This is a genomic window from Mesorhizobium prunaredense (assembly GCF_900156895.1).
In the GTDB taxonomy this organism is placed as follows: domain Bacteria; phylum Pseudomonadota; class Alphaproteobacteria; order Rhizobiales; family Rhizobiaceae; genus Mesorhizobium; species Mesorhizobium prunaredense.
The window spans coordinates 319,531-340,824 of sequence record NZ_FTPD01000034.1 but is presented as its reverse complement, the minus strand read 5'-3'; the positions used below and the strand labels follow the sequence as shown (position 1 = coordinate 340,824).

Genomic DNA, 21,294 nt, shown 5'->3' with positions numbered 1-21,294 from the left:
GGCTGGACCTCACCGCGACGCGGCGGCTGCACGCCCGGGCACAGAGCGCCGGCCTGGCGCAGCAAAAACACCGGCCGGCCGGCGCTCTGTGCCCGGGCGTGCAGCCGCCGCGTCGCGGTGAGGTCCAGCCGCTGCGGACTGCCGCGGATTTCGAGGATGACGGCGGCGAGCGCCGTCATCCGGGCGGCCTCCTCGGCGGTCCACAACGCGTCGAGGAGCCTTGGCGCCTCGGAAAACAGCAATTGCTCCGGCTCGATGCCGAAAAGGCGATGAAGCCCTGCGGCATAGGGGAAGCCGGCCTCGCGGAAGATTTCCGCGGTGCCGATCCACAGAACCGGCAGTCGCGGCCCCTGTTTGAGGATCAGGCTGACAAGCGACAGGGCGAAGCCGGCGACGGCTCCGGCATCGCGGGTCGCGGCGCCATGGATCTCGCTCAGCGCCGCCTTCGGCAGGCCGCCGCTGAGCGCGGTATCGAGACCTTCGGCGCCGGTGCGCAGAAACGCATCGGGCGGCGCCACGGCGAGGCCGCGGCGGACAATTGTCAGATTTTTGGGCGGGATGTCCGCTGTTGGATCCTGGGGCGTGACATCAGCTGTTGGATTCCGGGGCGCATCAACGGGAGCGCCGGCCGGCGCCTGCAGGCGCTCGGGCAGCGTTCCCTCGATCTTCGCGATCTGGCGGCGCAGGGCAAAAACAGTCTCCCGCGCCACGGCGCTTGTCGCCATGACTGTCAGCTTCCACTCACAATTGTTCCTGTTATGTTCCAATAGATTCCAGAGGCCGCCCGAAGAGTCAAGCGGAGTCATGGGCGCAGTCATGGGGAATTTATTCCTAATTATATACTTGACAAAGCACGACCCTTGGACGATAAATGAATCCAAGGAGTTAGCCAAATGCGCCTCGATAGCCCGATCTTCCAAGACGCCGATGCAGCCCGCGTCCACCTTGAGGCGCAGCGTTGGCCGCATGGTCCTAACTGCCCGCATTGCGGCAATGCCAATCCCGAGCGCATTACCAAGATGGTCGGCAAGGCGCACCGTCCCGGCCTGTACAACTGCATGGAATGCCGCGAGCAGTTCACCGTCACTGTCGGCACCGTGTTCGAGCGCTCCAAGATCGCCCTGAACAAGTGGCTTCTTGCGACGTTCCTCATGGCTTCGTCCAAGAAGGGCATGAGCGCTCATCAGCTGCACCGTATGCTCGGCGTCACCTACAAGACCGCTTGGTTCATGGCGCACCGCATTCGCGAGGCGATGAGCGAAGACGTGAAGTCATCCGGCCCGCTTGGCGGCGAAGGCAAGACCGTCGAAGCCGACGAAACATATTATGGACGCCGCGAAGATGGTTACGTTTCGCCCGAGCGTCGTGGGCGTCCCTACCTTAAGCGCAAGAAGCCCATGAAGAATGCGATCGTCGGTCTGGTCGAGCGCGGCGGCAAGGCCCGCATGTTCCACGTTCAGCACGCGAGCAAGGTGGAAGTGCGCGACGTTCTGGTTCGCAATGCCGACCGCAAATCGACGCTCTACACCGACGAAAGCGCCATCTATCCTGTCACTGGTCGCGAGTTCGCCAAGCATGACACCGTGAAGCATTCGGCCAACGAGTACGCTCGCGGCGACGTCCACACCAACACCATCGAAAGCGTGTTCTCAGTCTTCAAGCGCGGCATGGTCGGAACGTATCAGCATTGCGGCGAAGCCCATCTTCACCGCTATCTTGCAGAGTTTGATTTCCGCTATAACCGCCGCACCGCCTTGAACGTTTCGGATACGGAACGTCATGACCAGTTGCTTGCGAAGATCGAAGGCAAGCGCCTTACCTATCGGCGGATTGGTGAAACCCCGAACGCTTAAGCAAAAAGCCCGCAAGCTACTTCGAAGGCGAAAGAAGAAGTCCCTGTGAAAACCGGGAATGGCTGCTTGTTGGAGTCGTCGCGCGCATTCGAATCGACTAATATTTGATTCGGTCTAACTCCAGACCGGCCACGGAACGCGCCCTTTGAGAGCGGGGCGCAATCCCGCGTTCCGGTTATCCGGGGACCATCCCGGCGGAGGACACGAACATGGTCACATGTTCATGGCCGAAGGCCGTACACGTCACCTTCTACGTGCGTGTACGTTTTGGACGACTAGAGTTCGTCCGCGAGCATTGCAGGAGCTATCCGTCTTACTAGGGCGGAAACCTCCCAAGTGCCAACTGGCCCCGCTTCGGCGGGGTCTTTTTTTAGAAGCTGAATCGTGTCTGATTTGGCCACTATTTGCAAACCGTTTCGTCCCCGTTCTGTTCTGATTTGGGGGATTTATTTTCGTCTTTCGGCTTAGGATGAGGCTTCGGCGGGGTCTTGAGCATCCGCTTCAAGGTCTCGTTGAATTTTTGATCATCTGTTTTTTTGGCGCTATCTGGCATGGCTATTCACGAACACGAGTTGGACAAAATCAAGCACGCTCTCGGAGATATGTGCATCGCATGGGCGCATCTTGAAGAGGCATGCTTCGTCATTCTTTTCTATACCATGTCTAGCGTTGAATTGTCGGCTTACGAACTCATCCGAAACGAGCTGGATTTTCGCGGCGCCCTCCAAGTCTGCAAGGGGCATGCAGTCGCTAACCACTGGGAGCGCCACAGCGACCATATCCCAATCCTGGTTGACATGATCGATGGCGAAATCCGATCTGCCCGAAATCGGCTTATCCACGATCCAATTACGGACGGGGTCCATTCGTATGTGCGCACATCCAATGTGACGCGCTACCGCAAAAGCCCGCACAAGCTACACGTCGAAATCGGCACTTATACGGACGTAAGCTCCGAAGAGATCTATGCATTGACCCGCTCAATTCGGGCTCTTGAGCGTTACGCCGGGGCAATCATCCAATATCTCGACTGGTTAGATGGGGAGCGTCAAATCAAATGGGAATTCCCATCTATGGAACTAGCTCAGCTGGGCGCGCACTTTGCCATCACTGAGTACACCCAGATCGCCAAATCGCGGGGGTCGGCTCGATAGTCCTCCGGGGAGACCCATCGCGAAAGCTCAGATACCCCCGCATCGATCATCTCGGGCGTGATCGCAATTTCCTCAGTCATTTCAGTGCCGGCCTGTCGGCCCGGATCATAGGACATATTCCCGTACTTTCTCAAGTATATAATTAGGAATTTATTCCTGCGGCGCGTGGACGGCAACCCGGCCAATTGCCGAGTCCGGCGCGAAAGCCTATATGCCGGGATCAGAAGGACAAAGCATGGCCCGCATCTACAAGACCCGTACCTGGCACGACGAGCTTTCGCCGTCGATGGAGGAAATGGAGTTCCTGGCGCTGGAAGCTTACGCCCATCTGCCGGAGGAGTTTCGCAAGCTGACCGGCGAGATCGTCATCCAGATCGCCGAATTCCCGACCGACGAGATCATGGACGACCTGTCGCTGGAAACGCCTTTCGACCTGCTCGGCCTGTTTGAGGGGCGCGGCATCGCCGAGCGCTGGAATCCGCAGACCGGCGAGGGGCCGAACCGCGTCACGCTCTACCGCCGCGCCATCCTCGACTACTGGGCCGAGAACGAGGAGACGCTGGGCGACATCGTCACCCACGTGCTGATCCACGAGATCGGCCATCATTTCGGCCTGTCGGACGATGATATGGAGCGGATCGAAGAGGCAGCCGAGTAAAGGGCTGCCTGAGACCTGCACGCAGTCAAGAAGCAGCGTCTCATTCCTTCGCGCCCCCCTCTGTCCTGCCGGACATCTCCCCACAAGGGGGGAGATCGGCCGTCATTCTAGGCTTTCGCCATTCTCCAACGTTGCAAAGAAAACGCCAACAGTGACACCGCCAATCTCCCCCCAAGTGGGGGAGATGTCCGGCAGGACAGAGGGGGGCGCTGGCCCGCCGACATCTGGAAGTGTTTTATGCTCGACGCGATGTCTACCAATCGCTGAGCTTGGTGCTGGGCCCGTATTCCTGGCCCTCGACATCCTTCACCACGGCCTGGCCGCAGCGCATGGTCTTGGTCTGCTTGTCGTAGGAATAGGTCGGCGAGCCGAACAGGTGCCAGCCCTTGTTCAGCGCTGCCGTCACCTTGTGGCAGAAGCTGGAATCGTCCGGGCCGGACAGAAAGCGGTAGAGTTTCATTTTTCATTCCTGTGGTGAGTTGTCGATTATGCCCCGCCGCTGGCGGCCGCCTTCGCCAGCAGTTTCTCGGCCTGCGCCAGATGCAGCCGTTCGAGCATTTTTCCGTTCAGCGCAATGACCTGCCTGCCGGCATTTTCGGCAAGCGCGAAGGCCTCCTTCACCGCGCGCGCCTCGGCCACCGCTTCGGCAGATGGTGCAAAGGCGCGGTTCGCGGCATCGATCTGGGCCGGGTGGATCAGCGACTTGCCGTCAAACCCCATGGCGGCTGCTTCCGTGCATTCGCGCGCAAAAGCGTCCAGATCGCGAAAATCGTTGAAGACACCGTCGAGCAGGTCGAGGCCGCCGGCGCGCGCGGCGAGCACCATCTGCATCAGCCATGGCGTGAGATAGCGCCGGTCGGGCGTGGCGAGAATGCCGGTGTCCTTGACCAGGTCGTTCGTTCCGGCAACGAAACAGACCAGCCGCGAGGCCGGATCGCGGCCAAGCTCGGCAATCGGGCCGATGTTGAGCAGCGCCTTGGGCGTCTCGATCATCGCCCATAGCTTTACCTCGTCGGGGGCGAAAGTGTCGTCGAGGACGTCGCCGGCTTCCAGAACGTCGCGCGGCGTGTCGACCTTGGGCAGCAGGATGGCGTCGGGCTCGCAGCGTGCCGCCGCCAGCAAGTCCTTGGCGCCCCATTCGCTGGAGAGCGGGTTGATGCGCACGACCATTTCGCAGCGCAGGTTTGCGCGGTGAGCGAAAATATCAGCCAGTTTTTCGCGCGCAAAAACCTTGTCGGCCGGGGCCACGGCATCTTCAAGATCGATGATGACGGCATCGCAGGCCAGCGACGAGATCTTGGCCAGCGCCTTGTCGTTCGAGGCCGGGACGTAGAGCACCGAGCGGCGCGGGCGGCAGGTTTCGGTCATGCCTGATCTATGCCGCCTGGAGGCGATCGAAGCAAGCACACAGGGCAATCGCTTCGGGCAGTCGTAGCTTGCATTGGATGCAAGCCAATCGTCGAAGTTGGCGCCGCCCCTCATCGCCCTGCCGGGCACTTCTCCCCGTATAGCGACGGGGAGAAGGGGCTGGCGCAGCCTCGGCGCCATTCTTGCAATGCTGGCAATTGGCGAAACCGGCGATGAGAGCACTCCTCTCCCCGTCACTATACGGGGAGATGCCGGCAGGCAGGTGAGGGGCAGCGCAAGCGCCCGGAAAGGGGTGACGGGCGGATTCAAACCTGAAGCGATTGCTCTGCACAAAAACTACACGAGATTGCGGAAAATCTCCTCGGACCCGCCTCGCTGCCTGCATTTCGGCCGGCGATACAGGCGGCATGCAACAGCGCGAAAAAACCCGTTGGTCCCTGCCCCTCCGCAATGACGGTTGCTGGCTCATCGATCCGCCGCGGACGCGTTCGGCGGCCCTCTTCCCCTTCACCCGCAAATCTCCGCCCCCCGGCCGGATCAAAGCCGCTGAGAAAATCCGATCATGACATCGTTGCTTACCGCCGCGCCGGGCACTTGCGCGCGCTTTGGCGTTGCCGTCCTGCTTGCCGCGCTGGCCGATTTCTTCTTCTATGGGCAGCCGGTCGGCATCACGCTTTTCCTGTTCAGCCTCACGCTGGCAGCCGCAGCCGCGGCAATCCAGCCGTCGGCGCTCAGCGCCGGCCGGGCCTGGTTCAAACCCGTTGCCCTGCTTGTCGGGCTGCTGCCGCTCCTTGAAAATGTCAGTGCGCTGTCCGTCGCGATCGGGCTTGCGGCGCTGGCCGTCTTTGCGCTTTCGCTGGTCGGGCGGCTGCGGCGCGGGTTTGCCCGCATTGCCGGCCAGGTCGCGCTCTTCCTGATCGCAGCGCCGTTTCGGTTCGTCCACGATTTTTTCCGCTGGCGCAAGGCGGCACGGCGGCTTGGCCGGCGGCGCATCCGCTTCGCGGCGATCGCCGTCTGGATCATGCCGCTGACCCTGGGCGCTGTGTTTCTGGTGCTGTTCGGCGCCGCCAATCCGGTTATCGAATACTGGCTGTCGCTGATCGACCTCCTCGCACTGCTCGACCTCATCCAGCTGCCGCGGCTGGCCTTCTGGCTGGTCGTGGTTGCCGGCGTCTGGGCCTTTCTGCGCCCGCGCCTGCCGCGCTTTTTGCGCCGCATTGCGCGTCGGGTGTCACCTGTCACTGTCAGCGGGGTGACGACGACGACAAAACCCGCCAGGGCGATCGAGGACATCATCTTCGGCAAGGCCGCCATTCTTCGCGCGCTGCTGGTCTTCAACATCCTGTTCGCGATGCAGACCGTGCTCGACGCCACCTATCTGTGGGGCGGCATCGCCCTGCCCGACGGGCTGACCTATGCCGCCTATGCGCATCGTGGCGCCTATCCATTGATCGTCACGGCGCTGCTCGCCGCCGGTTTCGTGCTGGCGGCGCTTAGGCCGGGAAGTGCCACTTCCGGCGATCGGTTCATCCGCCGGCTGGTCTATGTCTGGGTGGCGCAGAACATCGTGCTGGTCATCTCGTCGATCCTGCGGCTCGAACTCTATGTCGGCATCTATGCGCTGACCTACTGGCGCGTCGCAGCCTTCGTCTGGATGGGGCTGGTGGCGGCAGGCCTCGCCCTGATCATCGCCCGCATCGCGCTCGGAAAATCCAATGAATGGCTGCTTTCCGCCAATCTTCTGACGCTATCGGCGACGCTTTATGCCTGCTCGTTCATCAACTTTGCCGCCCTGATCGCCAACTACAATGTCGAGCACTCATTCGAAATGACCGGCCACGGCAGCGAGCTCGATTTCTGGTATCTGCGCTCGCTCGGTCCCAGCGCCCGGCCGGCGCTCGATCGCTTTCTCGAGCAGCAGGCCAGGACCAATGCGGCCAGGGTTTCCCCCTACCGCGAACTCGCCCGTTTGCTTGGGCGCGACGAGGCCCGCTACCGCGCGGCCCAGGAAAACTGGCGCGCCTGGAGCTTTCGCGACTTGCGGCTTCTTCGCACTCTCGACACGTCTATCCCGTTCGTGGTTCCTCAGGGCTCCGAACCCTTCGTGCCGGGCCGCTGATTGATGCCGCATCACATCCTGATCGCCGACGACGATCCGCACATCCGCGAGATCATCTGCTTCGCGCTCGAAAAGGCCGGCATGAAAACGGTTGCGGTAGCCGACGGCGCCGCCGCCTTGCAGGCGATCGAGCGCCGCGCGCCCGACCTTGTCGTGCTCGACATCGGCATGCCGGAGATGGACGGGCTGGAGGTCTGCCGGCGGCTGCGGCACACATCCGATGTGCCGGTGCTGTTCCTGTCGGCGCGTGATGAAGAAATCGACCGCATCCTGGGGCTCGAAATGGGTGGCGACGACTATGTCACCAAGCCGTTCAGCCCGCGCGAGCTGGTCGCCCGCGTCAACGTCATCCTGCGGCGTGCCCGCCCGGCAAAGGCGGAACCGGCCGACGACAGGCAATTCTCGCATGGCAGACTGGCTTTGCTGCCGGCCAGCCACGCCGCCAGCTTCGACGGCAGACCGCTGGTGCTGACCTCGATCGAATTCGCCATCCTGAAAGGGTTTCTGGCGCGCCCGGCGCATGTGCTTGGGCGCGACATGGTGATGGCCAATGCCTATGCCGGCAACATCCATGTCGCCGACCGCACCGTCGACAGCCATATCCGCAACATCCGCGCCAAGCTGGCGGCGGCCGGCTGCACGGATGCGATCGAGACCGTGCATGGCGTCGGCTTCCGGCTCGGCCGGTGCGGCGCGTGACCGCGCATAAATGGCGGCCGCGCCTCGCCACGGTCGTTGTTGCCATCCTAACCATGGTGATGGCGCTGCCGCTGGTCGGCCTGTTCTTCTTCAGGCTCTACGAGAACCAGCTGATCCGCCAGACCGAGGCCGAGCTGATCGCGCAAGGTGCCGCCCTTGCCGCCATCCATGCGCAAGAGGTCCGCGACGCCGGCATCCCGGCTGAAAGGCTCGGCGCGACCGTGCCGGCCGCGAGAGACAACCCGGACTCTCCCTACCGGCCGATCGAGCCAAGCCTTGACCTTGCGTCCGACAGGGTCCTGGCGACCCGGCCTGCGGCGACGGCCGCCACCGTCGATCCCGCCTTCACGGCGATCGGGGCGCGGCTGTCGGGCATTCTTGCCGAGACGCAGAAGACCACGCTTGCCGGCTTTCGGCTGCTCGACCCCAAAGGCGTCGTCATCGCCGGACGCGAAGAGGTCGGCCTGTCGCTCGGCGCCGTCGGTGAGGTTCGCGCAGCACTTGCCGGCCGCTACGCCAGTGCGCTCCGGCAGAGGATATCAGACGAGCCGCCACCGTCGCTCTATTCGGTCAGCCGCGGCACGAGAGTCCGCGTCTTCGTCGCCATGCCGGTCGCCGTCGACGGCAAGGTCGCCGGCGTCGTCTATCTGTCGCGGACGCCGAACAACATCGTCAAGCATCTTTATGGCGAGCGCGGCAAGGTGGTGCTGGCGGCGATCGCCATCCTCGGCGGCACGCTGCTCATCGGCCTGATCTTCCTGCGCACCGTCAGCCGGCCGATCTACGCGCTGATGGAGCGCACGAAACGCATCGCCGCAGGTGATCGCGCAGCGATCAGGCCGCTCGACCATCACGGCACGCGCGAGATGGCAGCGCTTTCCGACGCTTTCCTCGACATGGCCGAAAAGCTGCATGCGCGCTCCGACAGCATCCAAACCTTCGCCACTCATGTCTCGCACGAGCTCAAATCGCCGCTGACGGCGATCCAGGGGGCGGCCGAACTGCTGCGCGATTCGGGTAACGCGATGGACGAGGCCGAGCGGCGGCGGTTTTCAGACAATATCGTCACCGACGCCGGGCGGCTCAATTTGCTGGTGCGCCGTCTGCTCGACCTGGCGCGCGCCGAAAATCTTGCGCCCAGCGGCGAAACCACATCGCTCAGTGCGGCCCTGGCGCTGTTGCCGACCGGGGACAGGCTGGCGCTTCGTGTCGAGGCGGGCGGCGAGACCGGCCTGCGCATCTCGGCCGAGAACGCAGCGATCGTGCTGGCCAATCTCATCGACAATTCGGCACGGCATGGCGCGACGCTGGTCTCGATCACGGCGGCGAGCGCGGGTGGCAAGGCGACGATCCAGGTGAGCGACGACGGCGCCGGCATTTCGCCGAGCAACCGGGCGCGCATTTTCGAGCCATTCTTCACCACGCGCCGCGATTGCGGCGGCACCGGCATCGGCCTCGGCATCGTTCTGGCCCTCCTGAAAGCGCATGATGGCACGATCCGCCTGGTTGACTCCGAGCGCGGCACGCGCTTCGAGATCATCCTGCCGGCCGCGTGATCGACACAGGCGGTTCGAACCGGAAAGGCGAAAAGAAAGTGCGCTACGACATCATCATCGTTGGCGGAGCCATCGTCGGCTCCTCGATCGCCTATTATCTGCGCGAGGAAGGGTTTTCGGGCTCGATCGCGCTGGTCGAGCGCGACCCGCAGTTCGCCCATGCGGCGACGACGCTGTCCTGCGCTTCGATCCGCCAGCAGTTTTCCATCCCAGAAAACATCCGGCTGTCGCAGTTCACGCTGAAACTGTTCCGGCGGCTGACGGAAGAGTTCGGAGCCGATGCCGACATCGGCTTTCGCGAAGGCGGCTATCTCATCCTTGCCGGCGAGAACGGACTGCCGATCCTCAAGGCCAATCACGAGACGCAGATGGCCGAGGGCGCCGACATCGTGCTTGAGGATGCGGAGGCGCTCGTCCGCCGGTTTGCATGGCTGTCGGCCGAGGGCATCATCGCCGGCGCCTATGGCCGCAGCGGCGAGGGCTGGTTCGACGCGCATGCCATGCTGATGCTGTTCCGCAAGGCGCTGCGCGACAAAAACATCGATTTCATCACCGCCGATGTGACCGGCATCGAACGGCAGGGCGACCGCGTCACCGGCGTCGGCCTCGACAATGGCGAAAGGCTCGACGCCGGTATCGTCGTCAACGCCGCCGGGCCGAATGCCGGCAAGGTTTCGGCGATGGCCGGACTGGTGCTGCCGGTGGAACCGCGCAAGCGCAATGTCTTCATCTTCGAGGCGCGCGAGAAATATGACGACATGCCGCTGCTGGTCGATCCCTCAGGCATCTATGTCAGGCCGGAAGGCTCAGTCTACATCACCGGCGGGGCCGAACCGGAAGAGGGCGACGGCCCCGCCGACGCGAGCGATTTCGAGCCCGACTGGCCGCTGTTCGAAGAGGTGATCTGGCCGGTGCTGGCGACCCGCATTCCCGCCTTTGAGGCGATCAAGCCAACGCGCGCCTGGGCCGGCCATTACGATTACAACACGCTCGACCAGAACGCGGTGATCGGCCCGCATCCGCAAGTGGAAAATTTCCTCTTCGCCAACGGTTTTTCCGGCCACGGTCTGCAGCAGGCGCCGGCAGTCGGCAAGGCACTGGCCGAGCTGATTGTGCATGGCGGCTACCGCACGGTGGACTGCTCGGCGTTTGGGTATGAGCGTGTCGCTGAGGGGCGGGCTTTCAGGGAGTTGAATGTGATCTGAAGCTGGCGGGACAGCGCCCCCCTCTGGCCTGCCGGCCATCTCCCCCACGAGTGTGGAGATTGGCTGTCACCACCGTTTTCGCAAACCTCGTTCGTCGCAGGGGCGAGCGGGGCGCTGAAACTGCTAATCTCCCCCCGTGTGGGGGAGATGTCCGGCAGGACAGAGGGGGCGCGAAGGATCGCGACAGGCAACGCGTCAGCGCTCGCGGCCAAACCAGAACGCGTCCGCCATGCGCGTCATGCCGATCCGTTCGTAGAAGCCGACGGCGTCGGGCACGGAAATCAGTGACATGGCGACGGATGGCCCGAGCTGCCGCCGCGCTTCGTCGAGCAGGCCCTTGCCGATGCCGAGCCCTTGCGCCGATTTGCAAACGGCGAGCTCGGAAATATAGCACACCCACGAGAAGTCGGTGATGCCGCGGGCGAGGCCAATCAGCGGCCGGCCAGGCGCATCGAGGCGCGCCGTCAACACCAGATCGGCATTGGCAAGCATCGCCTTCAGGCGCAGGTCGTCATCGACAGGCCGGGTGACACCGAGGCCGGATTCCACCAGCACGCGGCGGAACTCGGCTGCGTCGAGGGCCGGTTCGCTGGCGTAGAGGACTTTGGGACGTGTCGTCATGCCTGCCAAGGTGCACCATAGGGCGGCAACTTTGAAGCGGTCCGTGCTTCGGGGCCAAAGCCGGCCGAAAACAGCCGCCTTTTATTTGCCTGCAGCTTTGTGTAAACCGGGCGCCAACACATCCCCGCAGCGAAAAGAAGACGGGCAAGACCTATGGAAAAATTCACCAAGCTCACCGGCGTTGCCGCGCCGATGCCGATCGTCAATGTCGACACCGACATGATCATTCCCAAGGATTATCTCAAGACGATCAAGCGCACCGGGCTCGGCAGCGGACTGTTTGCCGAAATGCGCTACAAGGACGACGGCTCGGAAAACCCCGACTTCGTGCTCAACAAGCCGGCCTATCGCAAGGCGCAGATTCTGGTCGCCGGCGACAATTTCGGCTGCGGCTCGTCGCGCGAGCATGCGCCATGGGCGCTGCTCGATTTCGGCATACGCTGCGTCATCTCGACCTCGTTCGCCGACATTTTCTACAACAACTGCTTCAAGAACGGCATCCTGCCGATCACCGTCAGCCCGGAGGATCTGGACAAGCTGATGGACGACGCCTCGCGCGGCTCCAACGCAACGCTGTCGGTCGACCTCGAAGCCAAGGAAATCCGCGGGCCGGACGGCGGCGTGGTCAAGTTCGACCTCGACGACTTCAAGCGGCACTGCCTCTTGAACGGGCTCGACGATATCGGCCTGACCATGGAGAAGGCCGACGCCATCGCCTCGTTCGAGAAGAAGAACGCCGAGCTGCGGCCCTGGGCCTGAACGGTACGATGACCCCGGCCGCGACAGGCCGGGTTCGTGGCGGCTGAATTGAGGGGCAGGCATGACACGTTCGCTGCTTGCCGGCGCCTGCGCGCTGGCGTGGATTCTGATGCCGGTGGCTGGCGCGCATGCACAGACCGACATGGTGCTCGTGCCGGCTGACGATGCGTCCGACGGGGCCGCCGACCTGGGCGCGTCGAGCAATGCGGCCCTGGCCGAGGATGACAGCCAAGCACCGGTCCCGTTCGAGAATGGGCAGCTGACCATCACCCAGCAGGAAGACTATGGCGAGAAGGTGCTGGCCTATGATGGCAAGCAGCTGGCGCGCAATTACGATGTCTTCTTCGACAAAATTGTCGAGGTCGGCGGCGTCACGGTGGCGCTGGTCGATGTCGGCGACGGCGGCAATCAATGCGGTCCGGCCAAGGTGATCGTGTGGAAGCCGGAAGGCGGCACCATCCAGAGCACTACGGTCGAGCAGGATGAATGCGGCGCACCGCCGGCCGCGTTATCCGACAGCGCCATCTATTTCGTGCCTAATCTCTTGCCAGGCGAATCGAAGCCGGCGCTGCAATGGTCGCCGACCGGCGGGTTGTCGACCTTGGGCAATCTCACCTACATGCCGGAGCCGGGTACCGGCTGGAAAGATGTCGACCCGACGCAATACGACAGCATCGTCGATGCCTTCCATAACGAGGCCATCTCCAGGCAAGCCGCGACGCTGCTCGGCAAGGAGATGCCCGACATGGCGACCAGCCTGCTGGTCGGCGGCGGCACCGAGAAGACCACCTCAGGCGTCTTCTACGCCAGCGGCTGCATGCCGCATGATTGCGGCGGCGATGACGGTTTCATGGCGATCGATCCGGCCAACCACAAGCTCTATTTCGCCCGCCGCGGCGACAAGCCCGAGCCGGACGCGTGGCCGGCTGTGAACACGTGGCCCGCCGAGGTCAGGGAAGCGATGGACAAGGCGCTAGGCTCGCCGAATTGAATTAGCTTCTCTGCTTCGTGCCTTCGTTCCCGAGGCGGGGCCGAAGCGGCGGCAGTCGTGACCTTCATCGACAAAAAAGCCCGGCGCATGGCCGGGCTTTTTTGTCGAATAGAGACTTGTATCACTCGCCGTCGATCGACGTGGCGATGCGGGCGATGGCCTGTTGATAGACGCTCGCGGAATTCCAGCCGGCAATTGCGCCCATATTCGCCTCAGAACTCGCGCCGGCCTGCCAACCATGACCCCTGAGGAAGTTGGCAGTGGAAGCCAACGCAGTGCCCTTGTCGCGCAGATTTTTGTTGCCGACCCCGTATTTCAAGACATTTCCGGGCAGGAACTGCGTATGGCCAATCTCGCCATGCATGGCGCCGACCGACGAGGCGCTCAACGCGCCGCGATCAACCAGCTTCAGGGCCGCAACAGCATGCGGGTAGAAGAACTCCGGGCGGCGGCAATCATAGGCAAGCGTTACAATGGCAGAGACCGTATTCTGCTTGCCCAGGAAGGAACCGAAGCCGGTCTCCATCCCCCAGATGGCGAGCAACACACCCGGCGACACGCCGTAGGTCCGTTCGATCTTGTCGAACAGCGCTGCGTTCGACTTCTTCAGCGAACGGCCCTTGGAAATGATCGTGGACGCGCCACGGCGCTTCATGAAAGCTTCCACCGAGCCGCCGAAAGCCTTGTGGACGGCGCGGTCGGCGGCGATCGTCCTCTTTGCGTAGGTGGCGCTGGCCAGAGCGGCCAGACCCTTCGAGCCTACACCATTGGCCCTTGCTTCCTGCGCGAACTCCGCCTTCCACGCTTCGAAGCCCGCGCCCGTATTGCCGCATTGGGCGGCCTGTGCCGCTGTTGCCGCCGCAAGCATCATCGATGCCGCCGCTGCGAAAATCTTTGCCTTGGCAAAAAATGCCATGTTGCTCTCCTGGTTGCCTGGATCGAATACCAATTTGCCAGCGAAACGCCCGCTTGTCACCGTTGGAGCGACGTGCGTCCGCCTGGATGCAGTACGCTCCGACACTTACAATCTGCGCATCGTGCTTTCCGAGAATCGGCACCGACTTTCGAGGCCGATACGCTAAGAACTCGTTTACGCATCCTCGCCGCAGCGCTGGCGAATGCCGGACAACTTGCTTACGATCAAGTAATTATTGTGGCGGGGGCTGGAATATTCATGGAAGACGTTGACGTCGTGGTCATCGGTGCCGGCTCGGCGGGACTTTCCGCCGCCAAGACCCTGCGTGCGGCCGGCCTTTCCTTCAAGCTGGTCGAAGCGATGAACCGTATCGGCGGCCGCGCCTGGACCAGCGATCAGCATTTCGGCGTTCCTTTCGACATCGGCTGCGCCTGGCTGCACGCGGCCGACCGAAATCCCTACTTTCCCGAGGCGCAAGCTGCCCGCTGGACGCTTCATCATCACGACATGAATATCGACCATCTCTATTATCGCAACCGAAAGGCGAGCGAGGACGAAGAGGCCGCGATGAAGGCGGCCGATATCAGGCTGTTCGAGCTGCTGGCGGCGCATGAGGTCAAGATTGGTGACGACGACCGTCTTTCGGCCCTGCTCTCCAAGGGCCATGCGCCGCGCGCGGCCGCCACCTTCGCCGGGCCGATGGACTTTGGCGCCGACGAGGACGAGATATCGATCCGCGACTTTCAGGCCGCCGCCGATCTCGATCCGAACTACTTCACCAAGGAGGGGTTCGGCGCGCTGGTCGCCCGTTTCGGCGCAGACGTGCCGGTCGAGCTGTCGACGCCGGTGCGGAAAATCCTCTGGGACGTGCCCGGCGTCGCCTGCGTCACCGATCGCGGCACCATCCGCGCCAAGGCGGCCATCGTCACCGCCTCGCCGGCGGTGCTCGCCTTCGAGGAGATCGAATTCGCGCCGGCGCTGCCCGACAGGCATTTCGCTGCCTTTTTCGACCTGCCGATGGGCATGCTGACCAAGCTGCCGGTCGAAATCACAGGCACAAGGCTCGGGCTTGAGCCGTTCGACGACCTGCTGATCGAGCGGCTGGCCAGGCACGATATCTACTTCCTTTGCTTTCCCTTCGACCTCGATCTGATGGTCGGCTTCGTCGGCGGCGATTTCGCCTGGGAGATGTCGGCGGCGGGCGAGGCGGCAGGCGTCGACTTCGTCATCGACCGGCTGTGCGCCATCTTCGGCGGTGACGTTAGAAAACATGTCGGGCGCGCCATGATGACCAATTGGGGCGGCGAGCGGTTCGTGCGCGGCGCCTATGCGGCGGCCCGACCTGGCCGTTCGCAGGCGCGCGCCACGCTGATGCAGCCGGTGGCGGAAAAAATCTTCTTCGCCGGCGAGCATCTGGCCGGTCCGCTGATGCAGACCTGCGGCGGCGCCAGGCTGTCGGGCGAGGCGGTGGCGAGAACGGTCGCCGCGCAGCTGGCGGCAAAATAGCAACGGCAGGAACGCCGGCCGCCGACAGGCGTTTGGGCGATATGCCGCTGCGCACTATATCCGGGCCTCATAATTTGAGACTTGGTGATTTGAGACCTGGTGATTTGAGATTGGGATGAAGCTCTTCGATTGTCCGCATTGCGGCCACCGCCTCTATTTCGAGAACGCCCAGTGCCTGAACTGCGCCAGCCCCGTGCTCTACGATCCCGGGCATGCGCGTTTCGTGCTGTCTGGCGCCGGCGGCGTTTTCCAGTGCACCAATGCCGACGAGTGCGCCTGCAACTGGATGGCGGAACCTGGCCATGCCTTCTGCCACGCCTGCGCGCTGAACCAGCTGATCCCGGACCTTTCGGTCGATGGCAACCGCCGTCGCTGGATCCGCGTCGAAGCGGCAAAGAAGCGGGCAATCTATTCGCTGCTCGCCGCCGGACTGCCGGTCGCGCCCAAGCGGAGCGCCGGCGACGAGGCCGGCCTCGCCTTCGACTTTCTCGCCGATCCGATCGGCGGTCCGGGTGGCGCGCGCATCCTGACCGGCCATGACAACGGCCTGATCACACTCAATGTCGCCGAGGCGGACTCGGCCGAGCGCGAAAGACGGCGCGTCGAGATGGGCGAGAACTATCGTACGTTGCTCGGCCATTTCCGCCATGAGCTCGGCCACTATTACTGGGACCGCCTGATCCGCGACGACCCGCAACGGCTTGCCGCCTTCCGCACATTGTTCGGCGACGAGCGCGCCGATTACGAGCAGGCGCTGAAGGCCTACCATGCCAATGGCGCGCCGCCCGACTGGCAGCAGGACCATATTTCCGCCTATGCCACGTCCCATCCCTGGGAGGACTGGGCCGAGACATGGGCGCACCATCTGCACATCACCGATACGCTGGAGATGGTGCATGCGCTGAATTTCCCGCTCGGCCGGCTGGAAACCGTGGAGGCCAACGACCTGTCGCGGGGCGACACCGGCGGCGAGCTGCAACCGGCGCCGTCGGAACCTGCCGCCGTTCCCGAACCGTTCGAGAAGATCTTGGCCCGCTGGCTGGTGCTTTCGGAAGCGTCCAACTCGATCAACCGCTGCATGGGCCTGCCCGACCTCTATCCCTTCGTCATCTCGGAGCTGACGGCACAGAAGCTGGCCTTCGTCCATGAGCTGCTGACTGTCGTGAAAGAATCCGGAACAAAACGTGAGCCGGCCGAGGCGTTTTAGCCGGAACGCATGAAGTCCTGTTTCGTTTTCGTTCGCGAGGGACCATCAAAACGGAGCGAAACCATGAAGCGCATACTGTTTCCTGCTGTCGCCGGAGCGCTTGTCGCCATGTCCGGCACAGCCTTGGCCGATACCGCCGTCTCGGCGGTCGCCGATCTCAACATTCGCGCCGGCCCAGGCCCGCAATACCCGGTCATCGGCGTGCTCGCCGCCGGCCAGTCGGCAACGCTCGATGGCTGCATCCAAAACAGCAAATGGTGCACCATAGCCGAGGCCAATGGCCAGGGCTGGATCTATTCCGACTATGTGACGGCCGATTTCGGCGGCAACGAGGTCGTCCTGACCCGGCGCCCGGCCGACGCAGACATTACCATCGTCGAAGCGCCCGCCGATGTCGACGATCCCGACATCTATACCGGAGCGATCGTCGCTGGCGAGCCGATCGAGCCGATCAGGCGGCCGCCGGCCGAAATCCGCACCTATATCGAGACCAACCGGGTCGACCCGGTCTATCTCGAGGGCGAGGTGGTTACCGGCGCGACCTTGCCCGACACCGTCGAGTTGCGCGAGATTCCGGACTATGACTACCGCTATGTCTATGTGAACGGTCAGCCGGCACTGGTCGACCCCGGCACCCGACGCATCATGTACGTCGAGCGCTGACGGTGCCGAACAGGGCAATCGCTTTAGACGAATCACGGAATCCAGGATCGTTGGAGACCGCCAATGGTCGAAGTCGGCGCTGCCCCTCATCGCCCTGCCGCGCCCTTCTCCCCGTATAGTGACGGGGAGAAGTGGCCTTTCTTGCAATGCTGGCGGCTAGCGAATCCGTTGATTGCGCGGCACGACCCGATCGAATAGATCATGCGACCCGAAGCACCAGCCTGTGAGCCCGCGTGATAGACCCTGCCGCCTTCGAGCGCTACCGGCATACTCCCAACGCCAAGACGACCCTGCCGCCGCTCCTGCTCGGAACGGCGATCGTCGTTCTGTTCTGGGTCGCGACGACCATCGCCGTGCTGTTCGGCGGCGCCTATGTCTTCGTCGTCTGGCAAGCATCGTCTGGCGCCCCGATGGAAGGAGGGGCGGTGCAGAATTTCATGGCCTCGCCCACCGGGATCCTCGCCGCGCTCGCCTCCTTTGCCGGAATCTGGCTCGGCCTGTGGGCTGCCATGCGCTGGGTCCATCGCGAGCCGCTGATGGCGCTGATCGGCACCAGCCGCCGCGTTTCGCGCTCGGGATTTTTTAGGGGATTGGCCGCGGTGCTGGTCACATCGCTGCTCTCCGAGATACTGCTCTATCTCTTGCAGCCCGACATTGCGCGTGGTGAAATCGGCCTGTCGTCCTGGCTGCTGTTCCTGATCCCGATCGCCGCGCTGACCCTGCTGCAGACCTCGTCCGAAGAGGTGCTGTTTCGCGGCTATCTCCTCAGAGGCCTGGCCAACCGGTTTCAAAACCCCTTCATCTGGGCGCTGCTGCCAGGACTTCTGTTCACTGCGATGCATTGGAACCCAAGCTCGACGACCGTCATCAACGCCTGCGTGCTGGCCTCGATCGCCGCTTTTGCGCTACTCCTGACGCTTGTGGTCTATGCCACGGGCAATCTCGGCGCGGCCTTCGGCGCCCACCTCGGCAACAATCTGACCGGCTTCCTGCTGATTTCGCATCAGCAAAGCTACAATTCCTTCGCCCTGTTCAACGCCAAGCCGCTCGAAGGCCCAGGCTGGACGACGCTTGATGCCGTCCTCATCGCGGCGATCGGCATCGTCTGCAGCCTGTTGACTGTTCTGCTGCTGCTGCACCCGCGCTCGCCGCTGAAGGTCGAGCCGGATTTTTCGCACCCTGGCGGCCCAAGCTGATGCGCATCACGCTGGTGGTGCTGCCATAAACCGAACCGGCCCGGTTCAGCGTATTCGGCCCCGCACCTTGACTCCGCGGCCGATTTCCTGTCTACAGCCCGCGAATTCCGCGACGAGTATCCCTCCGAGCAAGCCGACCGGGACGCCGAAGCCTGTTTGAGGCGACGTGCTGTAAATCGATCCTGGAGGCCAACATCCGGCAGCGCTGTGCGCCCCCGGGTGCTTTTTGGCTTTGGGCTTTTGCCCGGACGGCTTTGAGTTGGATACTGGGCGCGGACGCATTACCTCTCGGGCATCATCCGGGTGCCAGGGAAAAGGAAAAAGAATGTTTGAATCGCTACAGGAACGTCTTGGTTCGATCCTGAACGGCCTCACCGGCCGCGGCGCCCTGTCCGAGGCCGATGTCTCGGCGGCGCTGCGCGAGGTGCGCCGTGCGCTGCTCGAGGCCGACGTGGCGCTGGAAGTGGTGCGTTCCTTCACCGACAAGGTGCGCGAGAAGGCCGTCGGCGCCGCCGTGCTGAAGTCGATCAAGCCCGGGCAGATGGTCGTCAAGATCGTCCATGACGAGCTGGTCGAGATGCTGGGCGCCGAGGGCATCGCCATCGACCTCAATGCACCGGCTCCGGTCGTCATCATGATGGTCGGCCTGCAGGGTTCCGGCAAGACGACGACATCGGCCAAGATCGCCAAGCGCCTCACCGAGCGTCAGAACAAGAAGGTCCTGATGGCCTCGCTCGACACGCGGCGTCCCGCCGCGCAGGAGCAGCTCCGTCAGCTCGGCGAGCAGGCCAAGGTCGCCACGCTGCCGATCGTCGCGGGCCAGACGCCGGTCGACATCGCCCGCCGCGCCGTGCAGGCGGCAAAGCTCGGCGGCCATGACGTCGTCATCCTCGACACCGCCGGCCGCACCCATATCGACGAGCCGCTGATGGTCGAGATGGCCGACATCAAGAAGGTCTCGTCGCCGCACGAAATCCTTTTGGTCGCCGATTCGCTGACCGGCCAGGACGCCGTCAATCTGGCAAAAAGCTTCGATGAGCGCGTCGGCATCACCGGCCTGGTGCTGACCCGCATGGATGGCGACGGCCGTGGTGGTGCAGCACTTTCCATGCGCGCCGTCACCGGCAAGCCGATCAAGCTGATCGGCACCGGCGAGAAAATGGACGGGCTGGAGGAATTCCATCCCAAGCGCATCGCCGACCGCATTCTCGGCATGGGCGACATCATCAGCCTCGTCGAAAAGGCTGCCGAAAACATCGACGCCGAGCAGGCGGCGGCGATGGCCAAGAAGATGCAGTCGGGCAAATTCGACCTGAACGATCTTGCCGGCCAGCTTCAGCAGATGTCGAAGATGGGCGGCATGGGCGGTATCATGGGCATGATGCCGGGCATGGGCAAGATGAAGGATCAGATGGCCGCCGCCGGTCTCGACGACAAGATGTTCGGCCGCCAGCTCGCCATCATCTCGTCAATGACCAAGGCCGAGCGCGCCAACCCGGATATTCTGAAGCACTCGCGCAAGAAGCGCATCGCCGCAGGCTCCGGCACCGATGCGGCCGAGATCAACAAGCTCCTGAAGATGCATCGCGGCATGGCCGACATGATGAAGGCGATGGGCGGCAAGGGCAAAGGCGGTGGCCTGATGCGCGGCATGATGGGCGGCCTGGCCCAGAAGATGGGCCTCGGCGGCATGATGCCAGGGGGTATGGGAGGCATGGGTGGCCCGGGCAGTATGATGGGCGGCGGCATGCCGGACCTGTCCAAGATGGACCCCAAGCAGCTCGAAGCCTTGCAGAAGCAGGCGCAGGCAGCCGGTCTCGGCGGCATGAAGGGCCTGCCCGCTGGCCTTCCAGGTGGCGGTGGCCTGCCTGGGCTGCCCGGCGGCATGAAGCTTCCTGGTTTGCCAGGATCCGGCGGCGGGCTGCCAATGCTTGGCAAGAATGGGCTCGGCAAGAACGGCCCCGGCAAGAAGAAGTGAGGGCGCCATGAACGAAGAGAAGGACATGGCCGACGCACGCGCGGCGCTGGTCGACTACCGCGCCTCGATCGACAACATCGACGCAGCGCTCATCCACATGCTGGCCGAGCGTTTCCGCTGCACCAAGGCGGTCGGCGAGCTGAAGGCGTCGCATGGCCTGCCACCGGCCGATCCGGCACGCGAGCAGCAGCAGATCGCCCGCCTTCGCCAACTGGCGAAGGACGCCCATCTCGACCCGGATTTCGCGGAGAAATTCCTGAACTTCGTCGTCCGTGAAGTGATCCGGCATCACGAGCATATCGCCGCATCCAACGGCGGAACGAAAACCGGCTGAGGACCAGCCGTAAACCCGAAAATCAGCGTTTTAGGAGAAAAGAAATGCCATTGAAAATCCGACTGGCCCGTGCGGGCTCGAAAAAGCGTCCCTATTACCACGTCGTCGTCGCCGACGCCCGTTCGCCGCGCGACGGCCGTTTCATCGAGTCGCTCGGCTCGTGGAACCCGCTGCTGCCCAAGGACGGCGAGCGGGTCAAGGTCGACGCCGACCGCGTCAAGCATTGGCTCTCGCACGGCGCCCAGCCGACCGACCGCGTGCTGCGCTTCCTCGACGAGGCCGGCATCGCCAAGCGTGAGGCCCGCTCCAATCCGAAGAAGGCCGAGCCCGGCAAGAAGGCGCAGGAGCGCGCCGCACTTCTGAAGAAGGCGCAGGACGATGCAGCCGCCGCTGTTGCCGCCGCAACAGCCGCGCCGGCAGAGGCGGAAGCCGCGAGCGCCGAATAATCCGCTTTTTATCGCCTACGGAACGGCGGGCGCTTTGCCCGCCGTTTTGTTTCGTCGGAGCCATG

The 21,294-nt window shown here is 63.5% G+C and carries 21 protein-coding genes; 16 read left to right on the top strand and 5 right to left on the bottom strand.

Going from position 1 to position 21,294, the window contains the following annotated elements:
* On the bottom strand, nt 1–725 hold a 725-nt coding region (locus BQ8794_RS23320; RefSeq protein WP_077381032.1), incomplete at its 3' end, for an ImuA family protein.
* Nucleotides 726–893: 168 nt separating this feature from the next.
* Between BQ8794_RS23320 and BQ8794_RS23315 the strand changes: the two genes are divergently transcribed.
* From BQ8794_RS23315 to BQ8794_RS23305, 3 genes are all read left to right on the top strand, one after another.
* Complete coding sequence (locus BQ8794_RS23315; RefSeq protein WP_077380970.1) at nt 894–1,853, top strand: IS1595 family transposase; 960 nt, start codon at nt 894–896, stop codon at nt 1,851–1,853.
* Between the two features lie 551 nt (nt 1,854–2,404).
* Nucleotides 2,405–3,007, top strand: a complete 603-nt coding sequence (locus tag BQ8794_RS23310) for a hypothetical protein (protein WP_077380969.1) — start codon at nt 2,405–2,407, stop codon at nt 3,005–3,007.
* A gap of 235 nt (nt 3,008–3,242) precedes the next feature.
* Complete coding sequence (locus BQ8794_RS23305; protein ID WP_023802719.1) at nt 3,243–3,665, top strand: metallopeptidase family protein; 423 nt, start codon at nt 3,243–3,245, stop codon at nt 3,663–3,665.
* A gap of 253 nt (nt 3,666–3,918) precedes the next feature.
* Here BQ8794_RS23305 and BQ8794_RS23295 read toward each other — a convergent pair whose 3' ends face one another.
* Complete coding sequence (locus tag BQ8794_RS23295; RefSeq protein ID WP_077380968.1) at nt 3,919–4,125, bottom strand: DUF1737 domain-containing protein; 207 nt, start codon at nt 4,123–4,125, stop codon at nt 3,919–3,921.
* Between the two features lie 26 nt (nt 4,126–4,151).
* Nucleotides 4,152–5,033, bottom strand: coding sequence for an HpcH/HpaI aldolase/citrate lyase family protein (locus BQ8794_RS23290; RefSeq protein WP_167378810.1), 882 nt, complete (start codon nt 5,031–5,033; stop codon nt 4,152–4,154).
* Nucleotides 5,034–5,595: 562 nt separating this feature from the next.
* Between BQ8794_RS23290 and BQ8794_RS23285 the strand changes: the two genes are divergently transcribed.
* From BQ8794_RS23285 to BQ8794_RS23270, 4 genes are read left to right on the top strand one after another with little or no spacing between them, the layout of a single operon-like run.
* A complete protein-coding gene (locus BQ8794_RS23285; RefSeq protein ID WP_077380967.1) occupies nt 5,596–7,152 on the top strand; it encodes a DUF4153 domain-containing protein in 1,557 nt (518 codons plus the stop codon).
* A gap of 3 nt (nt 7,153–7,155) precedes the next feature.
* Nucleotides 7,156–7,851 (top strand): response regulator transcription factor, encoded by a 696-nt coding sequence (locus tag BQ8794_RS23280; RefSeq protein WP_077381030.1) that lies wholly within the window; start codon nt 7,156–7,158, stop codon nt 7,849–7,851.
* Nucleotides 7,852–7,910: 59 nt separating this feature from the next.
* Nucleotides 7,911–9,407 carry an ATP-binding protein gene (locus BQ8794_RS23275; RefSeq protein WP_167378814.1) on the top strand — a complete coding sequence of 499 codons (1,497 nt, stop codon included), beginning with the start codon at nt 7,911–7,913 and terminating at the stop codon, nt 9,405–9,407.
* Nucleotides 9,408–9,445: 38 nt separating this feature from the next.
* Complete coding sequence (locus BQ8794_RS23270; RefSeq protein WP_077381029.1) at nt 9,446–10,612, top strand: NAD(P)/FAD-dependent oxidoreductase; 1,167 nt, start codon at nt 9,446–9,448, stop codon at nt 10,610–10,612.
* A 195-nt stretch (nt 10,613–10,807) separates the two neighbouring features.
* Here the strand turns inward: BQ8794_RS23270 and BQ8794_RS23265 are convergent, their stop codons facing one another.
* Nucleotides 10,808–11,233 carry a GNAT family N-acetyltransferase gene (locus BQ8794_RS23265; protein ID WP_077380966.1) on the bottom strand — a complete coding sequence of 142 codons (426 nt, stop codon included), beginning with the start codon at nt 11,231–11,233 and terminating at the stop codon, nt 10,808–10,810.
* 153 nt (nt 11,234–11,386) lie between these two features.
* Here BQ8794_RS23265 and leuD point away from each other — a divergent pair, with 153 nt between their 5' ends.
* Both leuD and BQ8794_RS23255 read left to right on the top strand, forming a co-directional pair.
* Nucleotides 11,387–11,992 (top strand): 3-isopropylmalate dehydratase small subunit, encoded by a 606-nt coding sequence (gene leuD / locus BQ8794_RS23260; RefSeq protein WP_077380965.1) that lies wholly within the window; start codon nt 11,387–11,389, stop codon nt 11,990–11,992.
* Nucleotides 11,993–12,053: 61 nt separating this feature from the next.
* A complete protein-coding gene (locus tag BQ8794_RS23255) occupies nt 12,054–12,983 on the top strand; it encodes a hypothetical protein (protein ID WP_077380964.1) in 930 nt (309 codons plus the stop codon).
* 121 nt (nt 12,984–13,104) lie between these two features.
* Here BQ8794_RS23255 and BQ8794_RS23250 read toward each other — a convergent pair whose 3' ends face one another.
* Complete coding sequence (locus tag BQ8794_RS23250) at nt 13,105–13,899, bottom strand: lytic murein transglycosylase (protein ID WP_077381027.1); 795 nt, start codon at nt 13,897–13,899, stop codon at nt 13,105–13,107.
* A 258-nt stretch (nt 13,900–14,157) separates the two neighbouring features.
* Here BQ8794_RS23250 and BQ8794_RS23245 point away from each other — a divergent pair, with 258 nt between their 5' ends.
* The 7 genes from BQ8794_RS23245 (at nt 14,158) to rpsP (ending at nt 21,229) form a co-directional block, all read left to right on the top strand.
* Nucleotides 14,158–15,405, top strand: a complete 1,248-nt coding sequence (locus tag BQ8794_RS23245) for a flavin monoamine oxidase family protein (protein ID WP_077380963.1) — start codon at nt 14,158–14,160, stop codon at nt 15,403–15,405.
* Between the two features lie 115 nt (nt 15,406–15,520).
* Nucleotides 15,521–16,612, top strand: coding sequence for a zinc-binding metallopeptidase family protein (locus BQ8794_RS23240; RefSeq protein ID WP_077380962.1), 1,092 nt, complete (start codon nt 15,521–15,523; stop codon nt 16,610–16,612).
* 63 nt (nt 16,613–16,675) lie between these two features.
* Nucleotides 16,676–17,275 carry a DUF1236 domain-containing protein gene (locus BQ8794_RS23235; protein ID WP_077380961.1) on the top strand — a complete coding sequence of 200 codons (600 nt, stop codon included), beginning with the start codon at nt 16,676–16,678 and terminating at the stop codon, nt 17,273–17,275.
* Between the two features lie 233 nt (nt 17,276–17,508).
* Nucleotides 17,509–18,471 carry a CPBP family intramembrane glutamic endopeptidase gene (locus BQ8794_RS23230; RefSeq protein ID WP_077380960.1) on the top strand — a complete coding sequence of 321 codons (963 nt, stop codon included), beginning with the start codon at nt 17,509–17,511 and terminating at the stop codon, nt 18,469–18,471.
* Nucleotides 18,472–18,796: 325 nt separating this feature from the next.
* Nucleotides 18,797–20,449, top strand: a complete 1,653-nt coding sequence (gene ffh, locus BQ8794_RS23225) for a signal recognition particle protein (RefSeq protein WP_077380959.1) — start codon at nt 18,797–18,799, stop codon at nt 20,447–20,449.
* 7 nt (nt 20,450–20,456) lie between these two features.
* Nucleotides 20,457–20,783, top strand: coding sequence for a chorismate mutase (locus BQ8794_RS23220; protein ID WP_023803766.1), 327 nt, complete (start codon nt 20,457–20,459; stop codon nt 20,781–20,783).
* A gap of 44 nt (nt 20,784–20,827) precedes the next feature.
* On the top strand, nt 20,828–21,229 hold the full coding sequence (rpsP, locus tag BQ8794_RS23215; protein ID WP_077380958.1) for a 30S ribosomal protein S16: 402 nt from the start codon (nt 20,828–20,830) through the stop codon (nt 21,227–21,229).
* Nucleotides 21,230–21,294: the final 65 nt, after the last annotated feature.

Bases quoted from the DNA above. Each gene is read 5' to 3' on its own strand.
- BQ8794_RS23265 (WP_077380966.1), bottom strand. From the start codon at position 11,233: ATGACGACACGTCCCAAAGTCCTCTACGCCAGCGAACCGGCCCTCGAC.
- BQ8794_RS23275 (WP_167378814.1), top strand. From the start codon at position 7,911: ATGGCGCTGCCGCTGGTCGGCCTGTTCTTCTTCAGGCTCTACGAGAAC.
- BQ8794_RS23220 (WP_023803766.1), top strand. From the start codon at position 20,457: ATGAACGAAGAGAAGGACATGGCCGACGCACGCGCGGCGCTGGTCGAC.
- BQ8794_RS23255 (WP_077380964.1), top strand. From the start codon at position 12,054: ATGACACGTTCGCTGCTTGCCGGCGCCTGCGCGCTGGCGTGGATTCTG.
- ffh (WP_077380959.1), top strand. From the start codon at position 18,797: ATGTTTGAATCGCTACAGGAACGTCTTGGTTCGATCCTGAACGGCCTC.
- BQ8794_RS23290 (WP_167378810.1), bottom strand. From the start codon at position 5,033: ATGACCGAAACCTGCCGCCCGCGCCGCTCGGTGCTCTACGTCCCGGCC.
- rpsP (WP_077380958.1), top strand. From the start codon at position 20,828: ATGCCATTGAAAATCCGACTGGCCCGTGCGGGCTCGAAAAAGCGTCCC.
- BQ8794_RS23305 (WP_023802719.1), top strand. From the start codon at position 3,243: ATGGCCCGCATCTACAAGACCCGTACCTGGCACGACGAGCTTTCGCCG.
- BQ8794_RS23280 (WP_077381030.1), top strand. From the start codon at position 7,156: ATGCCGCATCACATCCTGATCGCCGACGACGATCCGCACATCCGCGAG.
- BQ8794_RS23250 (WP_077381027.1), bottom strand. From the start codon at position 13,899: ATGGCATTTTTTGCCAAGGCAAAGATTTTCGCAGCGGCGGCATCGATG.
- BQ8794_RS23245 (WP_077380963.1), top strand. From the start codon at position 14,158: ATGGAAGACGTTGACGTCGTGGTCATCGGTGCCGGCTCGGCGGGACTT.
- BQ8794_RS23295 (WP_077380968.1), bottom strand. From the start codon at position 4,125: ATGAAACTCTACCGCTTTCTGTCCGGCCCGGACGATTCCAGCTTCTGC.
- BQ8794_RS23285 (WP_077380967.1), top strand. From the start codon at position 5,596: ATGACATCGTTGCTTACCGCCGCGCCGGGCACTTGCGCGCGCTTTGGC.
- BQ8794_RS23235 (WP_077380961.1), top strand. From the start codon at position 16,676: ATGAAGCGCATACTGTTTCCTGCTGTCGCCGGAGCGCTTGTCGCCATG.
- BQ8794_RS23240 (WP_077380962.1), top strand. From the start codon at position 15,521: ATGAAGCTCTTCGATTGTCCGCATTGCGGCCACCGCCTCTATTTCGAG.
- leuD (WP_077380965.1), top strand. From the start codon at position 11,387: ATGGAAAAATTCACCAAGCTCACCGGCGTTGCCGCGCCGATGCCGATC.
- BQ8794_RS23310 (WP_077380969.1), top strand. From the start codon at position 2,405: ATGGCTATTCACGAACACGAGTTGGACAAAATCAAGCACGCTCTCGGA.
- BQ8794_RS23315 (WP_077380970.1), top strand. From the start codon at position 894: ATGCGCCTCGATAGCCCGATCTTCCAAGACGCCGATGCAGCCCGCGTC.